General features: G+C 45.6%; 19 protein-coding genes and 1 riboswitch. Of the genes, 9 read left to right on the top strand and 10 right to left on the bottom strand.

Annotation, left to right across the window (positions count from 1 at the left end; genetic code table 11):
• The first annotated feature begins 291 nt into the window (after positions 1-291).
• Positions 292-780 (top strand): bacteriohemerythrin, encoded by a 489-nt coding sequence (locus G493_RS0100805; protein WP_028578834.1) that lies wholly within the window; start codon positions 292-294, stop codon positions 778-780.
• Positions 781-1,361: 581 nt separating this feature from the next.
• A riboswitch (FMN riboswitch) is annotated at positions 1,362-1,522 on the top strand.
• A 160-nt stretch (positions 1,523-1,682) separates the two neighbouring features.
• Positions 1,683-2,336, top strand: a complete 654-nt coding sequence (gene ribB / locus G493_RS0100810; protein WP_028578835.1) for a 3,4-dihydroxy-2-butanone-4-phosphate synthase — start codon at positions 1,683-1,685, stop codon at positions 2,334-2,336.
• A gap of 144 nt (positions 2,337-2,480) precedes the next feature.
• On the opposite strand, the gene aspS is transcribed toward ribB, so the two are convergent.
• The gene (gene aspS / locus G493_RS0100815; RefSeq protein WP_035272851.1) at positions 2,481-4,265 is read right to left on the bottom strand and encodes an aspartate--tRNA ligase; all 1,785 of its coding nucleotides are present in this window, start codon (positions 4,263-4,265) and stop codon (positions 2,481-2,483) included.
• Positions 4,266-4,658: 393 nt separating this feature from the next.
• Positions 4,659-5,921: a histidine--tRNA ligase gene (gene hisS, locus G493_RS0100820; protein WP_035272853.1), complete on the bottom strand. Its 1,263-nt coding sequence runs from the start codon at positions 5,919-5,921 to the stop codon at positions 4,659-4,661.
• Positions 5,922-6,476: 555 nt separating this feature from the next.
• On the opposite strand from hisS, the gene G493_RS0100830 reads away from it, so the two are divergent.
• The 3 genes from G493_RS0100830 to G493_RS0100840 all read left to right on the top strand — a co-directional run bounded on the left by G493_RS0100830 (position 6,477) and on the right by G493_RS0100840 (position 9,979).
• A complete protein-coding gene (locus G493_RS0100830) occupies positions 6,477-7,463 on the top strand; it encodes an NAD(P)H-dependent flavin oxidoreductase (protein WP_028578839.1) in 987 nt (328 codons plus the stop codon).
• Positions 7,464-7,835: 372 nt separating this feature from the next.
• Positions 7,836-9,215 carry a polynucleotide adenylyltransferase PcnB gene (gene pcnB / locus G493_RS0100835; RefSeq protein ID WP_028578840.1) on the top strand — a complete coding sequence of 460 codons (1,380 nt, stop codon included), beginning with the start codon at positions 7,836-7,838 and terminating at the stop codon, positions 9,213-9,215.
• Between the two features lie 32 nt (positions 9,216-9,247).
• Entirely contained in the window at positions 9,248-9,979 is a 732-nt protein-coding gene (locus tag G493_RS0100840; protein WP_028578841.1) for an endonuclease/exonuclease/phosphatase family protein, read from the top strand.
• 182 nt (positions 9,980-10,161) lie between these two features.
• Here G493_RS0100840 and G493_RS0100845 read toward each other — a convergent pair whose 3' ends face one another.
• From G493_RS0100845 to G493_RS0100880, 7 genes are all read right to left on the bottom strand, one after another.
• A complete protein-coding gene (locus tag G493_RS0100845; protein WP_028578842.1) occupies positions 10,162-11,235 on the bottom strand; it encodes an acyltransferase family protein in 1,074 nt (357 codons plus the stop codon).
• A gap of 44 nt (positions 11,236-11,279) precedes the next feature.
• Entirely contained in the window at positions 11,280-12,035 is a 756-nt protein-coding gene (locus G493_RS27210; protein WP_035272864.1) for a polyphenol oxidase family protein, read from the bottom strand.
• A 97-nt stretch (positions 12,036-12,132) separates the two neighbouring features.
• Positions 12,133-13,728 (bottom strand): DUF3373 family protein, encoded by a 1,596-nt coding sequence (locus tag G493_RS0100855; RefSeq protein WP_028578843.1) that lies wholly within the window; start codon positions 13,726-13,728, stop codon positions 12,133-12,135.
• Positions 13,729-14,095: 367 nt separating this feature from the next.
• Entirely contained in the window at positions 14,096-16,369 is a 2,274-nt protein-coding gene (clpA, locus tag G493_RS0100860; protein ID WP_028578844.1) for an ATP-dependent Clp protease ATP-binding subunit ClpA, read from the bottom strand.
• A 169-nt stretch (positions 16,370-16,538) separates the two neighbouring features.
• The gene (gene clpS, locus G493_RS0100870; protein ID WP_028578845.1) at positions 16,539-16,856 is read right to left on the bottom strand and encodes an ATP-dependent Clp protease adapter ClpS; all 318 of its coding nucleotides are present in this window, start codon (positions 16,854-16,856) and stop codon (positions 16,539-16,541) included.
• Positions 16,857-17,173: 317 nt separating this feature from the next.
• Positions 17,174-18,541: a DNA polymerase III subunit delta gene (holA, locus tag G493_RS0100875; protein ID WP_028578846.1), complete on the bottom strand. Its 1,368-nt coding sequence runs from the start codon at positions 18,539-18,541 to the stop codon at positions 17,174-17,176.
• A 3-nt stretch (positions 18,542-18,544) separates the two neighbouring features.
• Positions 18,545-20,962 carry a hypothetical protein gene (locus G493_RS0100880; RefSeq protein WP_028578847.1) on the bottom strand — a complete coding sequence of 806 codons (2,418 nt, stop codon included), beginning with the start codon at positions 20,960-20,962 and terminating at the stop codon, positions 18,545-18,547.
• A gap of 30 nt (positions 20,963-20,992) precedes the next feature.
• Here G493_RS0100880 and G493_RS27215 point away from each other — a divergent pair, with 30 nt between their 5' ends.
• Genes G493_RS27215 through G493_RS0100900 form a run of 4 tightly spaced genes read left to right on the top strand, consistent with a single transcriptional unit; the run spans position 20,993 to position 23,526 of the window.
• Positions 20,993-21,931 (top strand): DMT family transporter, encoded by a 939-nt coding sequence (locus G493_RS27215; protein WP_051308909.1) that lies wholly within the window; start codon positions 20,993-20,995, stop codon positions 21,929-21,931.
• The gene (locus G493_RS0100890; protein WP_028578848.1) at positions 21,924-22,124 is read left to right on the top strand and encodes a DUF2905 domain-containing protein; all 201 of its coding nucleotides are present in this window, start codon (positions 21,924-21,926) and stop codon (positions 22,122-22,124) included. Before G493_RS27215 ends, G493_RS0100890 begins: the two co-directional genes overlap by 8 nt.
• A 3-nt stretch (positions 22,125-22,127) precedes the next feature.
• On the top strand, positions 22,128-22,904 hold the full coding sequence (locus G493_RS27220) for a hypothetical protein (RefSeq protein ID WP_051308910.1): 777 nt from the start codon (positions 22,128-22,130) through the stop codon (positions 22,902-22,904).
• Entirely contained in the window at positions 22,897-23,526 is a 630-nt protein-coding gene (locus G493_RS0100900; protein WP_035272872.1) for an RluA family pseudouridine synthase, read from the top strand. The genes G493_RS27220 and G493_RS0100900 overlap by 8 nt, the downstream gene beginning before the upstream one ends.
• Here G493_RS0100900 and G493_RS0100905 read toward each other — a convergent pair.
• Positions 23,504-24,436 (bottom strand): LysM peptidoglycan-binding domain-containing protein, encoded by a 933-nt coding sequence (locus G493_RS0100905; protein WP_028578850.1) that lies wholly within the window; start codon positions 24,434-24,436, stop codon positions 23,504-23,506. The genes G493_RS0100900 and G493_RS0100905 overlap by 23 nt on opposite strands.
• Between the last annotated feature and the right edge of the window lie 40 nt (positions 24,437-24,476).

Consider the following 24,476-nt stretch of genomic DNA (forward strand, 5'->3'; position numbering starts at 1 on the left):
TTTTTCCGTGACCCTAATATGAGTACTGCCTTGAACAACGTATCCTGTATAGAACAGGATAATAACACGCACTGTGAATGAATGCCTGCAAAAGTATTTCTCTACATTGAATACAAAGATTGATTTTTTGGCATATCTCTATCTCGTAGTGGAAAAATTGAGTGAAAAATTTTGATAATGTCTATCAATAAGTGCTATAAGGATATTTATGCATCGACCTCTGGTTATCAATGTAAGAATTTTTTACATTGATATTATAGCATAATAAAAACTGAGAATATGAGAAAATATATGGAACTAATTTGTTGGAATCCTGCCTTTGATACTGGTCTTGATGAAATAGACAATCAGCATAAGCAACTGATTCAATATCTTAATGACCTCACCCAAGCCATGGATGATCAAGATACCCTTGCGGTGAAAGGAGTGATAACAGGTATTGTTGATTATACTTTGTCCCATTTTGCATTTGAAGAAACCTTGATGATGGAAGCGAAATATCCTTATGCCAAAGCTCATAAAAGTGTTCATGAGATGTTTATCAAGAGAGTTTCAAAATTCCAAAATCGCCTTGAATCCGGAGAAGATATTAAAGAGGAGTTGCACGGCGTACTGAAAGGATGGCTTATTCAGCATATTCAGCGCGATGATGCGGCCTATGTAAAAACCTTGAAAGGGTATATAGAGCAGATAAATGCGAAAGAAGATGCTGATAATGGTGCTGTCGTGAAGAAGCGGAATGGCTGGTTAGGCCGTTTGGCAGGAAAATATTTTGGTTAGTGCCTGTACATTAATGGTCTTTTCGCCCGCCCGATTGCTGTATCGTCTTCAAAATGTATCCTCAAAATATCAGCGTAAGTGGTCACAGGCTAACCATATTTGCATATTCGTAATTGCCTGAATAGATAGGCTAACGGAGTCTACGCTTACCTGCGAAGAATATCCCTTGCATAAATCTGGAACACCTGAAATCACGTACAATTAAGGTACAGGTGAATACAAGCGGTTGTATACCCCGTCATTAGGTACATATCAGCTATATGCCTGCGGTAAAATTTTGAAGATACCTAGCTCTCGAAAGAAAATCTTCATTCATGGGCAGGCATTGGCTAACAAAATTCGTTGTGTTCATACATGGCAGTAATTACCATGATATGTTGTTTGCACGCAATTTTTTCCACCTGAAAGAGGCAGTGATAATAAGAACACTCGTTGCCTGAAAAATACGCTTGACTTATACTCTCTCAGCGCTATGCTGATAAACGGAAAAAATGCTGGAATCGTACTGCTTCAGCACTTTTTTGTGTAAGAAATTCGCGTGCTGTGTTTCACAATCCATGCCATTGAAATGCAACCACGTATTTTATTCTCAGGGCGGGGTGAAATTCCCCACCGGCGGTGAATGGGTTTACCTTGAACGGCAACTCCATAAGCCCGCGAGCGCCTGTGGTACGACAGGGTCAAGCAGATTCCAGTGAAATTCTGGAGCCGACGGTTATAGTCCGGATGAGAGAGAAATGAATATATTACAGGCTCCCTATGGAGCCAAAAATAATCGTATGTACTCCAGGAATCCTTCCTGGAGGCTGTCGATTTATGTTCGTCACGCATTCCGGTTTTACCAGGCGTCGTGCATTCTTTCTCTTTGCCCTGATTCATGTACCGTATAAGGAGTAGATACCATGAATCAGTCTCCCCTCACTCAATTTGGAAAAAATTCTCAAGAACGCGTTTCCCGCGCACTGACTGTTTTGCAGGCAGGCGGTGGTGTTTTGCTGGTTGATGATGAAGACCGCGAAAATGAAGTGGATCTCATTTATTCGACTGATCACCTCACTGTTCCACAGATGGCGTTTATGATTCGCCAATGTAGCGGCATAGTTTGTCTCTGCCTGACCGATGATGATATTGATCGGCTACAACTTCCGCCAATGGTGGACAACAATACAAGCCAGAATCAAACCGCCTTCACTATCTCCATTGAGGCTAAACAAGGCGTGACAACAGGGGTTTCCGCCTCCGACCGTTGGACCACTATTAAAACTGCGGTGAACCCTCAAGGTGTTCCGGAGGATCTCAGCCATCCAGGACATGTTTTTCCTTTAAAAGCTGATGTCAAAGGTGTGCTTGGACGAAGAGGACATACCGAAGGTACAATTGATCTCATGAAATTAGCAGGTCTCAATCCCTCAGGTATACTTTGTGAAGTGACAAGGGAGGACGGAACCATGGCACGTCTGGCAGATATGCCTGATTTTGCTAATCTCTATGAATTGCCTGTTCTAAGCATAGAGGATATTGTGAAGTACAGAACCTATGGAGCTGTTGAACAGTAAGGGCTAAAAAACCTGGGAGCATATGATTGCTCCCAGGTTTTTAGGGAGAAAGATACTGCTAATTGTGCATATGTGAAGCACTCGTAACCGTTTCCCATTTTGGTGGCCTGTTATCAGACCTTGATGAACGGTTGCCTGGGTTGTTTATTTTTCTTTCCAGTCCGGTCTGAGGTGCAGTTCCGTTAATTGTTTCCTGGCAACCGAAGCGGGTGCTTCTGTAAGCGGACAGGTGGCTTTTTGGGTTTTGGGGAAAGCGATAACGTCGCGAATGGAACTGGAACCTGTGAGAATCATGATAAGGCGATCCACACCAAAGGCGATTCCTCCATGTGGTGGTGCGCCGAATTTCAGTGCCTGCAGCAGGAATCCAAATTTTTCTTCTGCCTCTTCCTGATCGATACCCAAGGCTTTGAATACTTTTTCCTGTACTTCAGGATTGTGAATACGGATGGACCCACCACCGATTTCGTTGCCGTTCAGGACGAGGTCATAAGCGCGGCTTTTTACCTGTTCTGGAGCTGTTTCGAGCAAGTCAAGCTGATCCTCGTAGGGAGCAGTAAACGGGTGATGAACAGCGGTGTAGCGTTTGGCATCTTCATCATATTCAAACATGGGGAAGTCTGTAATCCAGAGGAAGTCATAGGTTCCTTCCTCAATCAGATTCAGCCTGCGGGCCAATTCCAGGCGTAGTTCAGCCAGTACCTGGTGTACGGTTGAAGACTTGTCTGCGCCAAAGAGAATCAGGTCACCTGGCTGAGCGTCCAGAGCCTGCTGCATGGCCGCAATTTCCTGCTCACTGAAAAATTTGGTGATCGGTGATTGCCATTCCTCTTCTTTGATTTTAATCCAGGCCATTCCTCTGGCTCCAAAGCGACCGGCATATTCGGTCAGGTCGTCCAGATCTTTTCTGGAAAAGCCTGCACACCCCTTGGCGTTTATGGCTTTTACCACTCCGCCACTTTCAAGAACAGTGTTGAATACCTTAAAACCACAGCCTTTCAGGACGTCGCTCAGGTCTATCAGTTCCAGGCCGAAACGGGTATCAGGGCGATCCGTACCGAACCTGCGCATGGCTTCATCGTAGGTCATCCGCGCAAATGGTGCTGAGAGTGTCAGGTCGATGGTTTCCTTGAAAAGGGCCGATATCATGCCTTCAACCAAATGTATGATATCGTCTTCTCCCATGAAGCTCAGCTCCATATCAATTTGGGTGAATTCTGGCTGGCGATCGGCTCGCAGGTCTTCGTCCCGGAAACACTTTACGATCTGGTAATATCGGTCCATCCCGGACATCATCAGAATCTGTTTAAAGAGCTGTGGAGATTGTGGAAGCGCATAAAATTTACCTGCATTAACCCGACTGGGTACCAGATAGTCGCGCGCACCTTCAGGTGTAGATCTGGTAAGCATAGGCGTTTCGATTTCCAGGAATTGGCTGGCGTTCAAGTATGAACGAACAGCTTGCAATGCCTGGTGACGCATGACAAGGTTGTTGGCAACCTCTGGCCTGCGTAGATCCAGATAACGATATTGCAGGCGAAGTGAATCTGATACATCGCACTCTTCGTCAATGGGAAAAGGCGGTGTCTCGCTGGTATTGAGAATGCGAAGTTCATCCACCAGAATTTCAATGGTGCCGGTTTTGAGCTTAGGGTTTTCCATCTCGCCAGGGCGTTTTTCCACTTTGCCTTTAATCGCCAGAACCCATTCGCTGCGCAATTGGTGTGCTTTGGTGTGCACATCAGGATTAACTTCAGGATTGAATACCACCTGGGTTATACCCCAGCGGTCCCGTAGGTCTATGAATATGACACCGCCATGATCTCTGCGGCGCAATACCCAACCCATTAGGGTGACTTCCTGGCCGAGTGCGGTCTCATTGAGTTCGTTACAGTTATGCGTGCGTCGAAGCACTCCCATTGATTCCATAATTGTCTCCACGTAAACAGCTGGCTGAATCAGTTCAGCCTAAAAAAGAGGTTCCTAACACCGATTTGGCAAACTCGTATGGGATTAGGAACCATTGATCATGCTCGCCGGAATTACGAAATACAATAGCTTCCGGGCGTGCTCTGCATAAATATTCGTTCGCGCTGGTCCATAACTGATCTTTTCGGGGTTTTCGCTTACCTGCTCTCGAACGAAAGTTCTCATTTCTGGACTGTAGGGTCAGGAAAAAAATAAAGTATCTAATTTTGCTTGTTTCTCAACTCGGTAACGTCGTCGCGTTGATGGCTCAATACGGCCGGAACCATTAACGCGACAACGTTAGCAAACCGATATTATACGCAATTTTTGGATATTTATTATTATTCGCGACCCTTAACGCACAATTTCTGCCAGGACGTTACTCAATTGATCTGTATTTGTATCCAGACCTATCGGCTGCTGTTCCTGAGTGCTCATGTTACGAATGATACCAGTTTGTTCCAATAATTCGTTGTCTCCGATGATAAGCGTAAAAGAGGCTTTGAAGCGATTGGCCTGTTTCATTTGCGCTTTCAGGCTTCTGCCACTGTAATCCATGGCTGCTCGGATACCTTTTTTGCGCAATTTGTGGACAAGGGTTTCACAATAATCCATGGACTGAGGACCCAGTGCTGCTAAAAACAGATCCATTTCAGAATCCATATGGGGCCGGTTATTTTGCTGTTCCAGCAACAGGGCCAGACGTTCCATGCCCATGGCAAAACCAATTCCAGGCAAGGCCGGCCCTCCAAGTTGTTCAATGAGACCGTCGTACCGACCACCAGCGCCTACAGCAGACTGCGCACCCAGATCATCGGTAAGAAACTCAAAAGTAGTTTGAGTGTAATAATCCAATCCTCTAACCATGAAACGGTTGAGGGTATATGTGATTCCCATTCGGTCAAGGGACGCCTGTACCTGATTAAAATGGCCTTTACAGTTGTCACAGACTTCTTCAAGAAGGGAAGGAGCATCCTTTGCAATTTCGCGGCATGTGCTTTTTTTGCAATCCAGTACCCGTAACGGATTGGTATACGTTCTTCTTTTGCAGTCTTCACAAAGATCGTCATGTCTGCTTTCGAGAAATGAGACAAGTTTCTGCCTGTATGGCGGACGGCACTGCGAGCATCCTATGGAATTGATCTCAAGACTGGTTGTAATTCCCAGCTCATCAAGGAGCATCTGGCCCATGCTGATAAGTTCAGCATCTATTTGCGGATCCACAGAGCCGATTATTTCTGTGTCGAGTTGGTGAAATTGTCGCTGCCGACCTTTTTGCGGGCGTTCATGGCGAAACATCGGGCCAATGGCATAGAGTCTTTGGATCGGTTGCTGAACATGTAGCCCATGCTCAATAAAAGCACGCATTATACCCGCAGTTGCCTCTGGGCGCATGGTGAGACCGGCCTCCGGAAAAGTGTACATCTCCTTTTCAACGACATCAGTGGCCTCGCCGATGGAGCGGACAAACAGTTCAGTTTTTTCAAGAATAGGAATACGGATTTCGCGTAAACCAAAGCGTTGAAAGACTTCTCTGGCCTTTTTCTCAATGTGTTGCCAGAGCAGTACGTTCTCTGGGAGGATGTCTTTAAATCCGTTTATTGCTTGTATTTTCAACCAACTACTCCATTCGCAATAGTATGTGCTAGGTAAAATCGTTTTGTATGGCCTTTTTTTATAACGAAAAAAATGAAAATTTAATCGGAAACAGGGGGAAAAGTCAAGCTGATGTGGCGGAATTTTGGTAAAGTGGCTATAATTATTTTCAGATGAAAGCTTTGTCAGGTTTTACATTTACAACTGACCACAGACGATATAGAACAGGAGCGTACAGATAAAGCGTAAAAAATGCTTGATTTGCTTTTTGCCCGTGTCTGCCTGGAAGCGCTGTTTTATCTGATTTTGAGGTGTACGTAAAAATCCGCAGGTGTGGAGGCTCTGTTCCGGAAGAGAGTGGAGCAGAGTGCTTGACATGGGCCAAGGAACCCCTTTGGAAGGAACTGCCCAGACAGCCTAATACCTGACAGGGGAGATACCGGAGTTTCAGACAACCCATTCGTAGATCACGCTTGCTTCGGGCTCTACATGCCCGGTCTGGCGCAATGAACTTGCTTTCACTGTTCCTCCTGAAATTCCACGATCAGAGAAATAGATACATACAACGAGAATTGAATGAAATTACCAGAATTAAAAATAGGATCATTTATAGCAAAAATACCGATCATTCAGGGGGGAATGTCTGTACGCGTGTCAACGTCCGCTCTTGCTGTTCCTGTCGCTGAGTGCGGAGGTATTGGAACTATTGGTGGGTCTGGCCTTCCCGTTGAGGAGTTACAAGCAGATATCCGTAAGGCAAAAACAGAAACTGATGGCGTCATAGCGGTAAATATCATGTACGCCATGAAAGATTTCTATGAGCTGGTGATGGGATCCATTGAGGCCGGAGCGGATATGATTATCACCGGTGCCGGTTTTTCCCGGGATATTTTTAAGATTGGGAAAAAATACAACATTCCTATTGTTTCCATTGTGTCTTCCCCAAATTTTGCAAAGCTTGCAGAAAAGCTGGGTGCTGCTGCGATTATCTGTGAGGCAACGGAAGCTGGCGGCCACCTTGGCACGGAAAAGAAGCTGCGCGATCTGTTCCCTTCTATCAGAAAGGTCGTATCCAAGGTGCCGCTTATTGCTGCCGGTGGCATAACCGATGGCTATGAAATGGCTGAAATGATGGACAAATACGGTGCCGATGGCGTGCAGATTGCCTCCCGTTTTGTGTTAAGCAAGGAGTGCTCGGTTTCTCAGAAATTTAAAGAAGCATTTCTCAACGCCAAGAAAGAAGATATTGTTTTGGTTGAGTCTCCGGTGGGAATGCCTGGACGTGCTATCAAAACACAGTTTATTGAAAAAATGGAGAAAGGCGCTGAAGATTTGATGGGAACATGTCTCTTCCAGTGTCTGAAAAAATGCAGTTATAAGTACTGCATTAATGACAGATTAATGAAGGCCCATGATGGCGATGTCGATAATGGACTGGTTTTCGCTGGAGCCAATACGTACAAAATGAATGAAATTCTTCCTGTTCGGGAAATTTTTGACCGTTTTGTGAAAGCGGCTGAATCTGTTTACAAGGAAAATAGAAATGTGCAGTCCGTGGGGTAAGGGGGCTCTCCTTCCTCCACGCGTGTTAACTGTTAACTGGTGACTGCCCATAAATAGTCTTTTTGCTTAGTTTTTGCGTTATGTTTACAATTTTATCATTTAAATATCAGCTAGATGTTTGTGGTGAAGTGTATCGCATACCTTAAACTTGAACAAAAAACTCATTTATGGACAGGCACTAACTGATCACGGGGTATATAACAGCTTGGTATTTACCTTTGAATTGTAACTGGTCACAGCTGCTTCAGGTTTGGATAAGCACTGTTTTTCATTATAGTATTAATCTATGTGGAAAGCCGCGATTATCCAAGGGTGAAGTGCTTGTGATCAGTTACCGTGTAAACTGCGGGCTGAAATGTAGAAGATAGTAAAATGGAGTTAGCGGACTCAGGTGATACATTGGGTGTGAACAACCAGGGTGTTGAAGCAGTGGTAATTCCTCCTGGTAAACATCCCATTGAAGAGAAACTACTGGACAGAGAAGCGCTGAAAGTACTGTACCGTTTGCGAGATGCAGGATTTAAAGGCTACCTCGTCGGTGGAGGTGTGCGAGATCTGTATCTTGGCAAAGTGCCAAAAGATTTCGATATTTCTACGGATGCCAGGCCCGGGCAGTTACGGAAACTGTTCCGTAACAGTCGGACCATCGGCAGGCGCTTCCGGTTGGTTCAGGTGTTTTTTCGCGGCAATAAAATCATTGAAATATCAACCCTCCGTTCACAGAGTGAGCACGATCTGGATGGGCCTGATGCTATTCTGCCTCAAAACAATACCTATGGCACGCTGGTAGAAGATGCCTTTCGTCGTGATTTGACCATAAACTCTCTTTTTTATGAGGTCGAAAATCACACCATCATCGATTATGCAGGTGGTGTCGCAGACCTGGAAAATAGAATCGTTCGTATGGTTGGAGATCCTGACCGGCGCTTTACCAGAGATCCTGTTCGTATTCTTCGGGCAATTCGTCACTCTGCGCGGACTGGATTCGTCATTGAAAAAGATACGTTTGCGGCCATATCCAGGCATCATGGAAAATTAAAACTCTGTCCTTCGTCCAGATTACGTGATGAAGTGTTAAAGGATTTGCAGTCCGGTGCAAGTCAACCTTGGGTTGAACTCTGCCTGCAGACGCCTGTGTGGAATACCTTGTTTCCAATGTATCGAGCATATTTGAAAGACGGAAAACATACTCAGTGCAAGAGTAATCTTTTTGCCTTCATGCATTCTCTTGATCAGGTATACCAGTATGAAGCTCAAGGGCAGAAAGTCGCAGTGCCCACCCATATGTTGTTCGCCACTTTACTGCTGGCATGGGCGATACCTCATTTTTCTCTGCTCGAAGCCCAACACAAAGGACGCTCATATCAGCGTTTTGCAAGCAGAATACGCAATGAATTGAACGACTATCTTTGTGAGCAATTTAATATTAAGCGGGGTATTAAAGAAGGGATAGCTTCTCTGCTTATAAATTTTCCTGCTTTGTATAAAGCGCACCAGGATGGCAATGTGCCCAAATGGTTGAAACGAAAAAGTTATTATCGTGATGGTTCATGCTTTTTTGCATTGTACAGGAATGCTGTAGAGGGTACTGAGATTCCTTTTTCATGGTTCACTGTTCAGGAAAATAATAAACCAGCCACCTTGCATATGCCAGACATTGATCAGGATGAGAAGTCTCCCAATGGCCGCCGAAAATGGAATCCTGCCTTCAGTAGTAAGAGAAAAGGGGTATTTGGGCTGCGCCAGCAGTAAAGCTGTTCCTTGGAAAAGGGAAAGGAGAACGTGTGAGGTTTCTGCTGTATAATATACGCTACGCTACCGGACACGGCACTTCGTTTCATCTGCCGTTTCCCTATGCCGGTTATCTGAAACGATCCGGGAGTCAACTCAAAAAAATTGTCCATTTCATCACAGAGGTCGAACCGGATTTTATTGGGCTTGTGGAAGTGGATGGAGGTTCATTTCGTACTGATAGCCTTTGTCAGGCGCGATACATTGCTGATCATCTTCACCTTGATCATATTATAGAAACGAAATACGGGGTCGAATCTGTGGTAAAGCGCATGCCTCTGTTGAATGCACAGGGGAATGCTATTCTTTCTCGGATGCCCATTGTGAGTTATCGCTTTCATTATTTTGAAGAGGGGATGAAAAGGCTGATTCTCCAGGCCTGCACAGAACGAGTAACCATTTTTCTTGTTCATCTTTCACTGACCTATCATAATCGCCAGAATCAATTGGAACGGTTATATCGCCTTGTACGCCAAGTGGATCGCCCCATGATTCTTGCAGGTGATTTCAATATACTCTGGGGAAAGCGAGAGCTTGAATTGTTTTTGGGGGCAACCGGACTGGTTAGTGCCAACCTGAAGCGTAAGCCAACTTTTCCTAGCAGAAGTCCCAAGCGCGAATTGGATTTTATTTTGCACAGTAAGGACCTTAAACCTACTGGTTTTTTCATCCCCAATGTTACCTTCTCCGATCATGCTCCCTTGATTTTTGATTTTGAGCTATGATGTAGCTGATCACAGGGTACGTTACTCTTTGTTTTGATCAATTTCATAATTGTAAGTGATTTCAGATGTAGCAGATAGATGGAAGCGTAGGCTCCGTTAGCCTATGTATGCGGGAAACCGTGGTCGTGCAAAGAGATAAGCGACCAGCGGGAGACTTTGTGGAGTACCTGTGACCACTTAGGTTACAGAATAACCTTTTTGAGGTGTATAAAAGGTTTTTCTATAATGAGATAGGATATGAATGCATATATATAGCTAACAAGAAAGACAAATATAAATTTTCCTTCGTTTTGCAGTCCTATGTATTTAAATTGTAAGATTATTAACATGTGTATGAGGTAGATGCTGTAGCTCAATAAACCAATGTGCCTCAGGAAGTAATTCTTTACAATATCACTTGCTACTCCTTTTTCGTAAGAAGTGACGGTTGTAAAAAGTATCATAAATAATAGTAACCATATATGTGGTATCTTCCAGCCAAGGTAAGGTGTTTCGCTAATACTATGAAATAAAGGCCTCCAGAGATCCTTTATAAATTCATTTGATGTGAGTACAAAGGATATTAGTATTATGAGGGAGATTGATTGGAGAGTGGTTTTTACTCCATTTGATTTTTTAACTTTTTTTAGCCATTCCATGCTGTTTATTAAGCATGTCGTAACTCCGCCAGAAAACATGAATAAATAAAAATATATATGTTTTCTGTTCATCATGTCTATTTCGTGATATCCTCTGAATGTATATGAAAAATAACATATGGATAGTGCGATAACTATTTGGTAGTATTTGCTTTTAGACAGTGATAAAAGTATGATGATGATTGGAAACAGTAAATAAAATCTTGCTTCTTGGGCTACGCTCCAGAAATGAAACCAACCCTTCACAAAGCTGATATTCCACAAATACCAATCTATACTAAAACCCATTGTTACTGCAGTGATGCCAGCAGCAAGACTATATGCAGGGGCCAGCCTGAAAATTCTGTTACTAAAATAGGCTAATGCGTTCTTTTTTTTGAAAAAACATCTTGGATTCTCTGTAAAGGGCAATGTCAGGATGTATCCGCTTAAAAAGAAGAAGAGAATCACCCCAAGCCCTCCTTGGGCTTTCATGTTAAAAGACTGGGTGTGGCTGCTCACTACTATTAAAACAGCTATTCCTCGTATGCCATCTAATGCTGCGATGTTTTGTCCATGAGTTGATGTTTTCGAATTCACATCATGGAATGGGGAGAGCAGATATCTTGAGAATCTCATAAAAACACGTTGCCTGCGAGAGGGAATTTGTGGGACCAAGGACACTATACAGACGGCAGACCAATAACGCTTCCTCCACGTCCTCCGAATTTACGTCCTGAGGCAACATCTCGGCGATGGGAGAAGAAAGACGGCGTACAGCGGGTGCAGATTCCAGTAGTCTCTATTTGCTGAAAAGGAACTCCAGACTCAACGAGTTGGATTCTACTGATGGCCCAAAAATCAAAATACCCTCTACGAACCTGATAGGCATGCATCCAAGCGGGCAGTTCAGTTTTGTAATGAATGAACTGGGCGCAACAGGGGCCCAAGGATGGACTGATCACAGCCCGTATATGATGTGGTACAACACCAAATGCTGTCTGCATTCGTTCTATGGTACGTGGAATAATTTCACAGACACTTCCTCGCCAGCCACAGTGTATGGCTCCAATGGTCTGTGTTTCCGGGTCATGGAGCAGTACTGCCTGGCAGTCTGCCTGCTGCACCAGTAATCCCATTCCCTTGCAATTGGTGATGAGAGCATCGTAACCATCGTATTCCATGGTGGTTTTTTCTTCGACAATTTTGATACGATCTAAATGGACCTGGTGTGCTGAGGCCAGATACGCTAAATTGAGGATTTTTTGGGCAAGTTCCCTGTTTTTACAAACGTTCTGATCTGTATCGTTGACATGAAAACTGAAATTGAGTGAGGAGTGTACTCCATCGCTGTATCCACCTGTACGGCTGAACATAGCATGGGGGATTGGGATGAGAGAACTACGAAAATATTGAAGATGAGTAGTCGCTGTGATCATGGCACATAAAAAAAGGGGAAAGCCTGATACAGGCTTTCCCTTGTAAAATAGTGAGATAAAATTTTTAGAATATCTTAGATGTGTTCAGAGAGAACAATTAAAAATATGCCTCAAACGTCAGGTAAACCTGATGCGCACTCTCCACAGGGTTTATGCCCAGCATTTGTAACGCTGTTTGCTCATCATCCAGGTCATAGGGTTTGATATTGTAATCAGATACTCCGGAGTAGTTGTAATCGTAGTACTGATAACCCAGGCGGATAAACGTTTTGGCATATTGGGAGATGGCTTCACCTGTTGGTAAATCGTAAATCAGGTAAACTTCATAGGTATTACCGCGGGTGGCGAGTTTGGAGAGGTACAGTTCGTCATGACCGGGAGTAAAGGCCACCCAATATTGGGATCCATAGTTATATTCAGCACCAAGTTTCAGGCCCAGATTATCCAGGTCGTAACGGACACCCAGATATACGGAATAACCATCTTCTGATCCTGTATTGTAGCCTGTTTGTCCCATGGCCATGGCATAATAATCATTGAACATGCCATTGCCGTTGGGGTCCGTATGCGACCAGCCACCGGAAATAAAATAGTTCAGGTCGCCGATCTTATCAGTGAAGACTGTGGTGGTATGGTACATCTGGCCGATGTTGGTCTGTTCTCCATATCCTCCATCTGCCTGAGAAAATCCTGCTGCATAACGAATAAACTCATCTTCAAAGGCTGGGTAGTTATACAGGTTGAACACGCCAAAAGATTGAATATTCAGGAAACGATTTCCCTGATTAAACACATCCCAGCTTAAACCAGCAAAATCAGTATCATCAATGGGATATGGGTTGGTGCCTTCATCCCACTGCAGTCCCGCTTCAAAACCCCGTCCATAACAGAAGCGTATTCGACCGTTTCCCAGGGTGTCATTTCCCCAATCATAGGCATATCCGAGGGCCAGTCCGTCAAATGGATAATCCATGTAGGCTGTTGGGGTGGCCATGCGGGTATCGTTATTCATGCGGATATGGGCAGGAGGACCGTCTGTTGTTGGTCTGCGGCCTATGGAAAACCAGACAGGGAGTCCACCGATATTGTTCCAGTTCACAATGGCCCGGTCCATATAGAGTGCACTGTCGTCAGGTGTTCGTGTGGTATTACCATCAAAAATTGGGTAACCACCTGCCAGGTCGTTCGGGGTGGATTGCATTCCCCATGCCTTGTACATGGCCAGGCGCCCTTTAAATTCGACGTTTTCCGTAGCCTTTACGCGCATGTTGAGCCGAAAACGGTTGGTCAGGATGGTGTCATTTCCCTGGTCGCCCTGGGCCTGTCCGGCAAAGATCGGCATGCCTGATGCATCGAATCCTGCCAGTCCCAGAGGAGTGCCTGCTGAAAAAACATTACTGGCGCTGTAGTAATCTCCACGGGTACGGAAGTCTCCGTAAAATTTAAACCTGGCTGCCAAGTCCCAGGCCTCTGACTTTTCTTCAAGCAACTCATCCATGTCATCGACTTTGTCACCATATTCCGACAACGATTCGTTTTGACTGGCCAGTTGCGCTTTCAGGGCATCCAGTTCCTTTGCAAGCTCCTCTATTTTTCTTTCCAAATCCTGAGGAGCAGTTCCTGCGCCTGCAAGTGCTGCAGCAGGCATGGCAATTAGCCCTGCCAGGGCCACTGCTGAAATGCGTTTCACCATGCTTCTTCCTCCTTTTTTCCTATTGGAATAGACTAGGATATTCTTCTGTTTTTCAGTAAATACGATTTCTTGTACATGTTCGTAGTATAAAAAATGTAAGATACAGTTTTATACATACGCAACAATGGGCAAAAAGATTGTTTCCAGACAGGAATTAACTTGAAGTCGGAGGTCTGCTTGCTCATGCTGCTCTCCTCCTGACAACATTCACAGATCCTTGTCATTATAGAAAAATAGTATCCCTGAGCTGATAGAATGTCAATGAGACAACAACGAAAAGTTAAAAAAATTGTACTTGTGTTAATAAAAAAAGCTGCCTGATGGAAACACCAGGCAGCTTTAGGGAGAAAAATTATATAGATGGCGATCAGTTATAACGGAATGTCACAGCATTATTTCTGCGACCGACACGAACCGTACCCCCATTTTTCAATTCTCCAAAAAGGATTTCTTCGGTAAGTACATCTCCTATCTCCTTCATGATCAGGCGGCGTAGTGGGCGGGCTCCATAGGCAGGTTGGTATCCTTCCTTTGCCAGCCAGGATTTTGCCGCTGGGGTGAGAGATATTTTAATTTCCTTTTCTTTCAGCTGATCCTGAAGCTCCGCTACCATTTTCACAACGATTTTCTCAACAGTTTGCATGCCAAGCGCAGAAAAACTGATGATGGCATCCAGGCGGTTTCTGAATTCAGGCGTGAAAAGGTTTTTAATTGCTTTCTGCTCTTTACCTTCTGAGTTCCCGGTGAATCCAATGGACCGCTCACTGACTTCCCGTGCCCCGGCATTGGTCGTCATGATAAGAATCACGTTACGGAAATCCGCTCGTCGCCCTGAGTTATCGGTCAGTGTGGAATGATCCATAACCTGGAGAAGAATGGAAAACACATCGGGATGTGCTTTTTCGATCTCGTCAAGCAATAAAACCGAGTAAGGGTGCTTGCGAATGGCATCTGTGAGCAGACCGCCCTGATCAAAACCAACATAGCCGGGAGGTGCGCCAATTAGGCGGGCCACAGCATGCTTCTCCATGTACTCGCTCATGTCGAAACGTTCAAAATGGATGGATAATGCTGAGGCCAACTGTCTGGCAACCTCAGTTTTACCAACCCCTGTGGGGCCGGCAAAGAGGAACGATCCGGTTGGCGACTGCGGATTTCCCAAGCCTGCACGGGAGCGTTTCACTGCTTTCACGACAGCATCAATGGCTTCGTTCTGTCCAAAGATAAATTTTTTCAGGTTACCTTCCAGTGTAGCCAGGTCTTTGGTGTCATCGTTGGTTTTACTTGTAACCGGTACACGGGCCATTTTGGAAACAATCTGTTCCACATCGGTAACCTGTACTGTTTCTCCGATTTTTCCCTGCAGTCTGAAAGCCGCACCCACTTCGTCCATCACATCAATGGCCTTGTCAGGCAGAAAACGATCGTTTATGTAACGGTTGGCAAGCTCTGCTGTGGCAAAGACCGCATCGTCTGCATAGGTGATCTGGTGATGCTCTTCGTAACGGGACTGGAGTCCACGGAGGATAGCGCAGGTATCTTCAATGGATGGTTCTTCAATGTCAATCTTTTGAAACCTCCTGGAAAGAGCACGATCCTTTTCTATGTGGTTTTTGTATTCCTCATAAGTTGTGGAACCAATGCAGCGTATGGTTCCTGCCTGTAAAGCAGGTTTCAGTAAATTAGAGGCATCCATGGAGCCTCCACTTGTCGCCCCTGCACCAATGATGGTATGCATCTCATCTATAAAAAGGATTGCATTATCCTTTTCTTCAATGGCACCGACCACTTCCTTCAGGCGTTTTTCAAAGTCTCCCCGATACTTGGTTCCTGCGACCAGGGTTCCAAGGTCCAGCATATAGATTTCGGTACCACTCAGCAGATCCGGTACGAGTTTGTCCGTATCAGGAACCGCATTTTGCCTGGCGAGACCATCTTCGTGTATGCGCAAAGCCAATCCTTCTGCCATGGCTGTTTTGCCAACTCCAGGTTCACCAACAAGAAGGGGATTATTTTTCTTTCTCCGGCAGAGAACCTGCATCATGCGACGCAACTCATGGTCCCTTCCTATGAGGGGATCAATGGTGCCCTCGGCTGCCCGTTTGGAAAAGTTTACGGTGAACTCTTCCAGAGGATCACCGGCTTTACCGGATGATGCACGCTTTTGATGGGCTGGGGATATGGGACCCTGTTTATCCGTATCACTTTTCAGGTATTCGGGTAGCCCGTGGGAAATATATTCTACAACCTCAAGACGGCCAATGCCTTCTGAACCGAGAAAATAAACGGCATGGGAGTCAGGTTCGGTGAGAATGGAAACCAGTACGTCCCCTGTATCCACCTGTTTTTTTCCGCAGCTTTGAACATGGCTGACAGCCCTCTGGAGAACACGGTTGAAAGCAACTGTCTGGGCTGGTTCAGCTTCTACATTTTTGACAATGGGCATACCATTTTCAAAAAAACGTTCTAACCGTTGGAGAATGTTGGCGTTATTGCCACCGCATTTATCGATGATATGCCGGGCAAGATCATCATGTAGCAGTCCATAAAGCATATGCTCAACAGTGACGTACTCATGTTTGTGATTTTTCGCTTCTTTTATGGCCTTAATCAATGCCAGCTCTAATTCTTTACTCAGCATAATAACCTCTTAAAAAGAGTGTCTGCTCTTGGCAGCGTTCATGGCCGTCCATGATTCATACCCTGGCGGATTCATCACTGTTCAGCTGTTTTGGGTATTGCCTTAAGATTTTGCCTCTGTTTTCTTTCCAGTATGTTTACGGGATTGTTTGTTTTCCTGGCAGACACGACTACCTGTCTTTTTCCAAAGAGCATTTTAAAGGGAATTCATTCATTTTGGCCAACCTGTGTACTTGTGCCACTTTGGTCTCGCCAATTTCACGGGTATACACTCCCGCTATCCCCTTACCTTGATTATGCACATCCAGCATAATTTTGGTAGCCTCATTTGAATCCTTGTTGAAAATTGTTTCAAGGATCATGACTACAAAATCCATAGTGGTGTAGTCATCATTGTGAAGGACTACCTTGTAAAGGGGTGGTTCTTTCAGTTCCTCCTTATCTTTGATGAGAACTTCACCTTGGAGGTTTGAGTGTTCCTTGCTCATTGTTGAACAGTCTTTTTTCTTCTTTTTTCTGTTTGGTTGTTTCGGGCAGTTACTCACGGCATTTCTCCGAGGACACAGCCCGTTTGATAGATGATATTTTTCATTTTACCTATGTTACTAGTATTGTAATGCTCGGTGACGAATTTTCAAGACTGCAATGATACAGCACACGCAGGATGAATCCATTTGATTTCCAGCCGGAGAGAGTTTTTATTATGCAGCACCTCTGTTCCGGATTCATGTTATAACCTGGCGGACATCTGGATGGATGTGTCGCATATGTATGAATTCTCATGGATTCAAGGTGGTGTGCATGGTTACTGCCTGGGCATACGCATCATTTCGATCAACAGATGCTGAAGCACGATTTCAGGGTTCAATGCTGAACTTTTTAAACGCATTTCAGCCTGCAGGATTTTTTCCATCCATTCTTTGAGAGCTGACAGGGAATAAGATGATGCGGTTTTAAACTGCATATACAGGGCATAGGGATGACCGCTGAGTTCTTTTTTCCACGTTTCACGTTCTTTGAGCACCGGAAGACAGGTGTTTTGGAAGGCCTGCGCAGACATGCCGGTTGTAAATCCTGTTTCCGGTTGCAGCGAAAGAGCCCGGAACAAAAGGAGTGAACGCGCAAAATTGCGCAGTGAGGCAATAATGGCAAGGGGATGGATGCCGTTTTCCTGTAAGCGTTCAGTCATAGTCAGCACCTGTTGAGTCTGACCCGTTGTCAGTGCTGTTGTCAATTCAAAAATGGCTTCCTGCCTGGTTCTTCCAACCATGGCATCCACATCCTGAAGAGTGATTCGTTGTGTTTCTCCGGTATAATCGACTAATTTTCGCAGTTCGTTGACCAGAGCAACAGGGTGGAAACCGACGCGTTCATATAACACTTCAACTGCTCTTGGTTCCAGGGCCTTGTCATACTGTGCCAGGGTGGTTTTCATCAGATCGGCCAGAACAGCCTTTTGTGTTTTCTGGGCCCGTGAGGATGCCCCGGTCTCAACGCTGAGGTCAATAATCGTATGGTTTTCCTTGAAATATTTATAGAGTTTTTTGCGTTTATCTATCTCCTCACTGATCAGAAAGAGAATATTGTTTTGAGGAAAACCCGCCTGTAAAGCATCCTGTACCTGTTGCTCAGGATTACCAGCTTCTCCGCCATGGGTTGAGGTACCATTACTCTGCATGTTTTTTATCAGGTCAGATGTCCAGCTGAGGTCATCATCTGGCTTGGTAAAACCAAAGTAGTGGCTCCATTCCTTACTGCTTAAACCCGCCAATTCAGCCTCTTCATCTGCCAGGGCTATGCCACCGGCTTTGAGTAGAGACAACAGTGCCCTGGCTGCTCTGTCAGGTTTGTTTTCGCCATGGGCTTTTACTGCCCTTGTCCAGATACTTTTACTTGAATCTTTGGAGTGAAATACCCGGGTATCCATTACCCTGAAAATTTGACGCCCAGGAAGAAGACTGAAGCTTTTCACTTTATTCAAAGTTTTTTGGATATCTTCCTGCTCACCGTCAACTGGGTGCACTGTGCCTGAGGTGTTCAGCAGCATGGTCTCCAATTTGGAAACTGTTTCCTGGCAGAGATAGCGCTCCCCAAAAACAAGGAAGGCCTGTTCGGATATTGTTTCCAAATTTTTGAAAAGCGTCGGTAGGTTTTCTCGGGTGTATACAGCCATATTTCAATTGTTTCCGTTCAAGGGTTCGCCCAAAAGCATTGTCTCTGGAGAAGCCCTGTTGTTGTCCGTATCCTTCTCTATAGCGAGGCGCTGTGGCGGGAATTGGATTTTATGCAGTATGGCAGGCAGTGAGCCGGGTTGCACATATATTTGTCTTTTTCTGTCTGGGAAGATGTGCGCTGTTGCTTTTGCTATATCGTCCCAACCGGTTTCCTTAGTACTTGCAGCCACCAGTTCCGGAAAATATACCATAAAGGAATTATTAATCCGGGCCTGACCAGTTCCTGTGGTTGCCATAATCGATACATTTCCATTCAGGAGTTGCGTTACATCCGTGTACACTTTCATCCCGCCGCACGATCCCAACGTAACAAATCGTTCTGCATTGGGCAATGTGATTGCATGTTCGGCAAGCTGTTCATGAATGGTTGTCAGTGGCCTGAGAAGCTGTTCTTCTCGCCAGTAACTGTGGCCGCGTTGCGCAATTATCTCCCCACCATTTTTCAGGAAATGGAGCAGTAGCTCTTTCTGGGACTTTTCTCCGGCATATACAGACAGCCTGTGAATAATATTTACCTTGCTGACCTGTTTATGATACGAGATCATGGTTGCCTGATTTTGCAGCAGGGAAAAGACATCTTTATTTCCCGGGCCTGTATGCGGCTGTACGCTGTATCCGTTCTGTTGGAGAAGATTGACAAAAGAGAGAAATGACTGTCTTCCATCAGCATCCGGATAAAACAACGAGAGTGCCTGCAGTTCATTGTCTGATTTCCAGCTGGAAAATGGCGTTCGTTGAAAACTATCCAGATTGATTGTTTCAAGATGTGGACCTAACGGTAAGAGAAGTGTGCGTCCCTTTGCTGTGAGCCAATCGATGTGATGACTTTTGAGATAAGCAAGAATTATAGTGCAGTATGGTGCCGAAGCATTATCCAATTGGGCACACCGGACAAGTTGACTTATCAGGAAGGTCCTTGCTTCTGGGCCTGCAATTTCCATCAGCGAGGGGATGTTAACAGAAAAGCTGATAAGGTTGGCAACGTTTTCCAGGGCTGGGCGCATGATATGCTCAAACAATTCTTTCTGCTTGCTTGACTCTGTAGGGAAAAAATCACTGAGCGTACCTTTTTGAGCATTTGCTGTTATAAAATCCGAAAGGTACTGTTGAGAAGGGTCGAGTTGGGAAAAGGCCTGTAACACATCGCTGGCAAAGGACGTCTCAATGCGTTCTCGTAATATCGGGACCAGTATATCGCGGTATGATGAATCATAGAGAATGTCACCCTGGGTCAATAACATATAGATTCGAGCTGTAGTAAGATTTTCCGCAAGCTGTTTCCTGGCTGTGGCAGTTGCTTCTATCAACAGGCGCGCCATGGAAGATCTGCTTCCAGATTTTTTTGCCTGTTCAAAGGGGTGCTGGTAGTGAAGTACTGTTTCACGGGGGAGCTGCAGGAATTGACTGCAGAGATCTTCCAGACCGTGTTGCATAAGTGCCAAATATGAGAGTTCTTGACCAAAGCGGTTGGTGACGGTATGCAGGTTGTTGAGGGCCCGGGCCAGGTAGCGGTTTCCTTTGGCCATGGCAGCAAGCAGCAGTTTTTTTTCTTGATTGCTCAGGCTCAGGTATTTTTGCTCCCTGGCTTTCAGAGGCAGCATACAATAGTTGAACAGCCAGTTCTCTGCCTCTGCAGGGTGCATGTCAGGGGACTGAAACAGCGCTTCTGCGAACCAGCAGATTTCCTGCGGCATGGCAGCTGTGGAGGTCAGCATTCCATGTATTCTGTCACTGTTCATGTGCTTAATGGTTGCCAGAGCCGCAAAGGCCTGGGCCTGGCAAATGTTTAATTGTGATACCTGCGGGATTTTTTCAGCTACAAAGGCTGCCGTCATATCATGGACGGGAGGCATGGCTGCAAGTGCTATCAGGGCAGAGTCTGATAATGACTTGAGGTTTTCAATGAAATCCAGCGCTCTACCCGGTGTTATATCCGCCAGTGTGAGCAGAGCCTGAAAAACAGGTCCACTGTCAAGGGTGAGACCATGGATGGCACGCAGGCCTTTGATGGCCAGTTCCCATTCTTCCACCCCCAGGTCCATCCATTTTTCGAAACAGAGAACCTGCTCGTAGGTATAAGGAGTTGTGATCAGCAGGGACCAGGTTTCCTGGCACTGACTGAAAGAAAGGGGCCTGATGTGACAAATTTTACGAAATACCCGTTGACTGTTGTAACTAAGCCCTTTCAGGATTTCTCTGCCATAAGCCTTTTGTTCACTGGTCAGGCAGTCGTTTTTCTGGTAAAGACGAGCGGTTTGCTCCCAACTGTTATTCGCCAGCTGGAGAGAGGCGGCGCAAGTGGAGCAGGGGAGGCATGCAACCAGAAAAATAAAGGTTGTCAGAAGTAGGCGACTCAGCATGATGTGATCAACTCAGGACAACGTGTAACTATGCATATATCTTTCAGCAGGGGCGACTGGAGACCGTCGCAACGTTTTGTGCCAACCATGGCTATGTTGCTGGCAGTGACGTTGTGGGGCAGTTCATTTGTGGCCATGAAAATTGCATTTACAGAGCTTGATCCGTTTTTTGTTGTATTTGGACGGTTAACCATTGCATCTCTCTGTTTTCTTCCTTTTGTTCGTAGATACGGGGGAGCTGCTTTACAGCGGCGTCATATTTTGCCCCTGGTATGGATGGCACTTTGTGAGCCGTGCTTTTATTTTCTGTTTGAAACGTTTGCATTGCAGTATACCAGTGCCTCCCAAGCATCAATGATAACGACCATGCTGCCTCTTATGGTTGTGTTGACTGCTGCACTGGTGTTGAAGGAAAAACTTTCACGAAAAACAGTTGCAGGTTTTCTGGTCGCGGCGGCCGGAGCTCTCTGGCTTACCTTGGCAGGTGATTCTACAGAGCAGGCTCCCAAGCCTGTGCTTGGTAATTTTCTTGAGCTCATAGCCATGGCCTGTGCCACCGGGTATATCATACTCGCCAAGGTTTTGACCAGGGAACTCTCTCCCGTGATAGTCACCGCCGTACAATCCATCATCGGGGCATTGTTTTTTTTCCCCTTTCTTTTTCTTCCTCAAGTTGCATTACCCTTTGGTGCACCTGCGTCCGCTTTTGCTATTGTACTGTATCTCGGACTTTTTGTCAGCGTCGGAGCCTATGGGTTGTATAATTATGGAGTGAGTCGTCTACCTGCAAGCCAGGCATCGGCCTTTATCAATCTGATTCCCGTTTTTTCCATAGCCCTGGGGTTCCTTTTGCTGGGAGAACGATTAAACTGCTGGCAGGTCATAGCATGTATCCTTGTCTTTTCAGGGGTGATCATCAGCCAAGACCGGAAATCATGCCATTTGGACAGTGAGGTGAAAAATGAATAAAACTCTTGTGCTCGTGGGAGCGCTTATCATAATAGCAGGATTATGCTGGCCTTGGATTCGCCAGATTCCCTTTGGAAAGCTGCCTGGAGATATCACGGTTGTGCGAGAAAATTTTCGATTCTATTTTCCTGTGACCAGTTGTGTCGTAATCAGCATTCTGGCAACCCTTTTGTTTCATCTGTTCAGGAAATGAGTTGTGTATACTCCTGTCACCCCATACACACAAGTATATTGTCCCTCCTGTTCCGGTTATCATGGATTAGGATGGCAGAAAGCAATACCCCATGCGAAACGGCTTATGCAACGGATGGCTCATCGGGAGACAATCCAGTTGTTTGAGACAGTTTCTCATGATCTGGATCTATTACAAACGGATTGGCTTTTCGGTGATGCCAGGGGCAAAATGTTCGGCGTGCTGGTTGGGCAAACAGACCAGGGAAAAGAATGTGTCTGCTATGCTTTCTCCGGTCAGTATAGGGGATTATGGAGTGTTCCAGGCTGGGTCGACCCCGTGTTTGATACTGCTGCCTTTGAACGAATGACACGGGAAACCGAAAGAGAGATAAAAACTCTCACACGACAACTTGCCAAGCTCGATCCCGCAGATAAGCTATTTCGGCAAATAAAACAACATCGAAAACACCTCTCCAAAACTCTCATGAAAGAGATACACAGCTTGTATGAGCTGCGAAATTTTCGTGGACAATGCCGTCCTCTCATGGACGTCTTTTCTTCTGGAGGAATTCCTCCCACAGGGACCGGTGATTGCTGTGCGCCTAAGCTCATACACCATGCGGTCCTCAATAATATCAAACCAAAAGGAATGGTAGAATTTTATTGGGGAAGATCAAATCGATCAGAAACACGCCAGCATGGATGCTTTTATCCTCCATGCCAGGAAAAATGCATGCCGATTCTCGGGTTTCTTTTCTGCGGCATGGAAGAAAAAACAGAGAAAAATATCTATGCTTGATATTGTCTGGCAGGACCCTGAATTTGTGGTGGTGAATAAACCAGGGGGACTTCTTGCCGTACCTGGGAGAGGCGCTGATAAACAGGATTGCGTGACCAGACGTGTTCAGAAGCTATTTCCCCAATGTATTGAGCAACCAGCTGTGCATCGCCTTGATATGGCCACTTCCGGACTTATGGTAGTGGCTTTAACCAGACAGGCTCATAAGGAATTGAACCGACAGTTTTCACAACGTATGGTGATCAAACGATATGTAGCACTGCTGGATGGAATATTGGCCAAGCCGGAAGGAACCATAACACTGGCATTCAGACTGGATCCTGAAAACAGGCCGTATCAGGTCTTTGATCCTGTGCAGGGGAAGACAGGCATTACACATTATAGGGTAATTGCGCAACAAAATGCTCAGACCAGAGTGGAGTTCTTTCCTCAGACCGGGCGAACCCATCAGCTTCGCCTCCACAGCAGTCATGTTTTAGGGTTGGGGTGTCCCATTGTTGGTGATGCTTTATACGGGACAGGGCGGAATGGAGATTCCATGCTTCTTCATGCCGCAGGGCTGCAGTTTTGCCATCCCTGCACCCAGGATACCTTGTGTTTTATTTCTTCTCCTGCTTTTTAGCGGATTGTTTTCCTTTACATCTGTTTTTTATTGATATTTCAGAGCTTTCAAGGAGTATTTGCATCCCCGGAAAGATTTCGTTAGGGTTCCTGAGCTGATGTCGATTGAGCTTTACGAGATCTTCCACTGCCTGCTCATTGCAGAAGAGATCAATGGCAATGTGTGACAATGTATCGTTTTTCTTAACGATATAAACCCTGGGCTCTTTGGGTTCTACGGCGGGTGAAGATGTTCTGGGTTCTGTATGATCCACAGGAACAGATTTGTCTGGCTGTTCATACTGGGCTTCGGGTTGGGGCTCTGTGCTGGCTTCTATCCTGGCAGGTTCAATGGGAGCAGGCTGCTGTTGCGACAGGGATGCTTCCTGTTGTCGGGGTGAAATAGGTTGTTCTATCTTTTGTTCCTGTTGAAATACAGAAGGAGCGGCTGAATCCATGTTGGCGGGATCGGAGCCTGCAGGCGGAGAAAGTTGTTTGATAATCAGCGGGCTGCTGATCCCAAGCAAAATAAGTATAACAAACACCCATCTTTTTCTTGGTGACGGGCTTTGTCTTCTGCCTGCAGCCATTCTTTCAGCATTGCGGCGTATAGATCTGTTTTTTACCAGACCTGTCAGGGTAATGGCATCCTGCAATTCAGCAAGACGTCGGCGCATCCCCGGGTAGTCTGCCACTGACTTGGCAGCGGCGTAAACCAGCTCAATGGCATCCTGAAGATTACCACTGGCCTCCGCTGCAGCTGACTGCTCCATATATTGATCTGCCTTCTTTTTACGTGCCGTGATTTCGGCGGTAAATTGAGCGACTTCCTGGTTGCTTAATTCTTTTTTGTGAGCAGTCAGCAGTGTACCGGCTTCGATAATAAAGCCGTTGTCGATTTTTTCTCTGATATGTTGAGCATGATTACTCACAGGCGTTTCCTGAGTAGAACGTTGTTACAAAAGAGATCCA

It is taken from the genome of Desulfogranum japonicum DSM 18378 (assembly GCF_000429945.1).
GTDB lineage: Bacteria > Desulfobacterota > Desulfobulbia > Desulfobulbales > Desulfobulbaceae > Desulfogranum > Desulfogranum japonicum.